Source organism: Peribacillus sp. (genome assembly GCF_059453735.1).
Genome location: NZ_JAZVJO010000315.1, coordinates 1 through 2,794, shown reverse-complemented (window position 1 = coordinate 2,794; position 2,794 = coordinate 1). Strand labels below are relative to the sequence as shown.

At 38.5% G+C, this 2,794-nt stretch carries 4 protein-coding genes; all 4 read right to left on the bottom strand.

Going from position 1 to position 2,794, the window contains the following annotated elements; all coding sequences use genetic code 11:
• Positions 1–3 precede the first annotated feature (3 nt).
• Positions 4–513, bottom strand: a complete 510-nt coding sequence (locus AC52RT_RS10080; RefSeq protein ID WP_495540622.1) for a hypothetical protein — start codon at positions 511–513, stop codon at positions 4–6.
• Positions 514–669: 156 nt separating this feature from the next.
• Positions 670–1,224: a TetR/AcrR family transcriptional regulator gene (locus AC52RT_RS10075; RefSeq protein WP_495540621.1), complete on the bottom strand. Its 555-nt coding sequence runs from the start codon at positions 1,222–1,224 to the stop codon at positions 670–672.
• Positions 1,225–1,246: 22 nt separating this feature from the next.
• Entirely contained in the window at positions 1,247–2,431 is a 1,185-nt protein-coding gene (locus AC52RT_RS10070) for an MFS transporter (RefSeq protein ID WP_495540620.1), read from the bottom strand.
• A 163-nt stretch (positions 2,432–2,594) separates the two neighbouring features.
• The coding region (locus AC52RT_RS10065) for a hypothetical protein (protein ID WP_495540619.1) at positions 2,595–2,794 on the bottom strand (200 nt) is incomplete at its 5' end.

Genomic DNA, 2,794 nt, shown 5'->3' with positions numbered 1-2,794 from the left:
ACACTACTCCCACTCATAATCAACAGTTATTAGCTCGACCTTATCTAGTATTATTTTTTGAAGAGAGTCTATTGTAGAGAAGTGTTCACCATTTGAGAACGCCGTAATATAATCACCATCATAACCTACCCAAAACATAGTGGAACTTTCAGCTAAAGTTACTATCGGGGTATTGGTTATCAACTTTACTTTAACTAGTCTGGTTCGGTTATTTTTAGTCCTTTTCACAGGATAAGGTGACTCATATTCCCTTTCCTCTAGCCTGAATACATCCTGTTTTAGGGACCATAAAGATACGTTCAACATGCTTCCATTCCCGTACAAATAAGGATAATATTCTTTAAATTGCTTCGGGCTGCGTATAATTGCCTTTACAAAGAACGTGTTTTTACGACTCCCTTTCATATAAGTAAACTCTATATGTTGCATCATAAACAGCTCTTCATACTCTTCTTTTTGAAAATTATAGATTTCCGCAAGTGAATAAATAGGATAATAATCTGGGCTATTCATCCAATTACAAAAGAATTCTTCATAGGTACCTTTATAATCACAAGAAAACTCTACGATATATTGGAACTCACCATTAATTTCAAAAGGATAAGTGGCTTCTTCCCTCGGTACAGTTATTATCTTTTCGGGAGGGAAGTAGCTTATTTTAGCTTCATTTTAATCGCCTCTCTTAAAAGGCTCTTTCGTCCAAGCCGAAAGCTGTGAAAATACTTTTTCTCTCAGTTCTTTCTCTAAAGGCGCCATCCCGAATAAATCGGCATACCATAGGCCATCTGATGCCAGTCTGATAATGTTTGCTGTGACCGGATCAAGACCTTCGTTTTCCATTTTTTCTTTCCATGTACGGTAATGTTCTTGTAAACATTCGAGCATTTCAGGATTGGTAAACAAGGACGCATGCATCCCTGAGCTAATTTCCAGCCCTTCTTCTAACTCCTTAAAAGTTGCTTCCAGAAAGGCTCTGCTGTACTTCCCAGTTTGAATAGGGTCTAACGTCGCTCGTCCCTCGACATCCTCAACAAATGTATTGGAACATCTTGTAACCATACCATCGATTAAGGATTCTTTATTGGGAAAGTGGTACAGCAGGCCGCCTTTACTTATTCCTGCTTCTTTCGCTGCTGCTTCTAGTGTCAGTTTTGCAACACCGTCCCTGCGGACAATGGCAGCCGCTGCATCTAAGATTTTTTCTGGCTTTGTTCGTTCATTCATTTCGTGACAGCTCCCTGTACAGTTACCCTTCTTCTATTATTCCAGATGACTTCCACATGACTGTCATCACAAATCCGACCATCAGAATAGCACCTGCAAAAATATAAGGGAGATTTAGATTTATATCAAAGAAAATACCAGCTAATGCAGGACCGATAATATTGCCAAGGCTTGTATACGTTGAATTCATTCCAGCGACAAAGCCTTGTTCATTACCTGCAATTCTTGATAATAAAGAAGTGATTGCAGGACGGAGGATATCGCATCCTAAGAATACAATAAAGGTAACTGCCATAATCATTGCATAGCTGCTTACAAAAACCGACACGAACATAAAGACAGATGCCATAACTAGGCTAACTTGTATTAACTTTTTCTCACCCAGCCATTCCACCAGTTTTCCAAAGAATACAACCTGAGCAACAACACCAAAGACTGCTCCAACCGTTATAATGACGGAAATATCCTTTGGCGTAAAACCAAACTTTTCATCAACAAATAAGCTGAACATTGTTTCATAAGCTGCTAATCCGAATGCTAAGACAAAAACAATCAGTAAAGGAACTAAGTACTTGGGCTGGAAGGACTTTTTCAATTCGGACCAAATATTGACCTTTCCACTTGACTGGCTGCCAGCCGCTAATTCTTCTTTCGTTAATGGTTCTTTAAGAATAATCATAGAAAATAGAGCGGCAGCGAGTGCAATAACGGATGCAAAATAGAACGGTGCACGAACACCAATTTCTGCTATAAAGCCGCCAATTCCCGGACCAATAATAAATCCGGCACTGATGCTTGCAGAAACATAGCCTAGTACTTTCGGACGTTCTTTAAGCGTTGTGATATCCGCTACAAAAGCAGTAACTGCAGGCATGATGAATGCAGCGCTGATTCCGCCTAAAATCCGTGATAAAAACAGGAGACTTATATGACTGCCTACAGCAAAAATCAGCTCAGATAAAGAAAACAGAAATAAGCCAAAAACAATCATCGGCTTACGTCCAACTTTATCGACCCAAACACCAGTAAATGGTGAAGCAATTAATTGAGCTAACGCAAAGGCTGCAACAAGATAGCCCATGATCTCTCCATTTAAGCCTAATTCCTTGATAAACGATGGCATAACGGGAATAACCAAACCAATTCCAAGGAAAGCAATAAATAAATTGCATAATAATAAAACAAGTGAAATCTTTTGATTCTTCATACAGACTTTTCCCCTATTCTAGTTATCGTATCTGAATGTTCCCAAGGGAAACAAATAGTCTTTTTAGTGTACCGTCCAGACGGTTTTTTAGCAACCGGAAACTGTAAAGGTCTTTAAAAACAGAACAATTTCACACCTGCAAGTGTTTTTCTTCCCCTGATTATCATGATGATAAGTTGATATTTTTATACCAATATTCCCATTGGTTCATCGGCTCTGCTCGTACATGTACATATAAGACATCCACTTCATCAGGATTCACATTTGGAGGAAAAGAAAAAACATGTAATTCCTTGAATCCTGTGGTCTTATAACTAAAATGATAGGAATAATAACTAATAAAAGCGATGATTAAAAAGATAG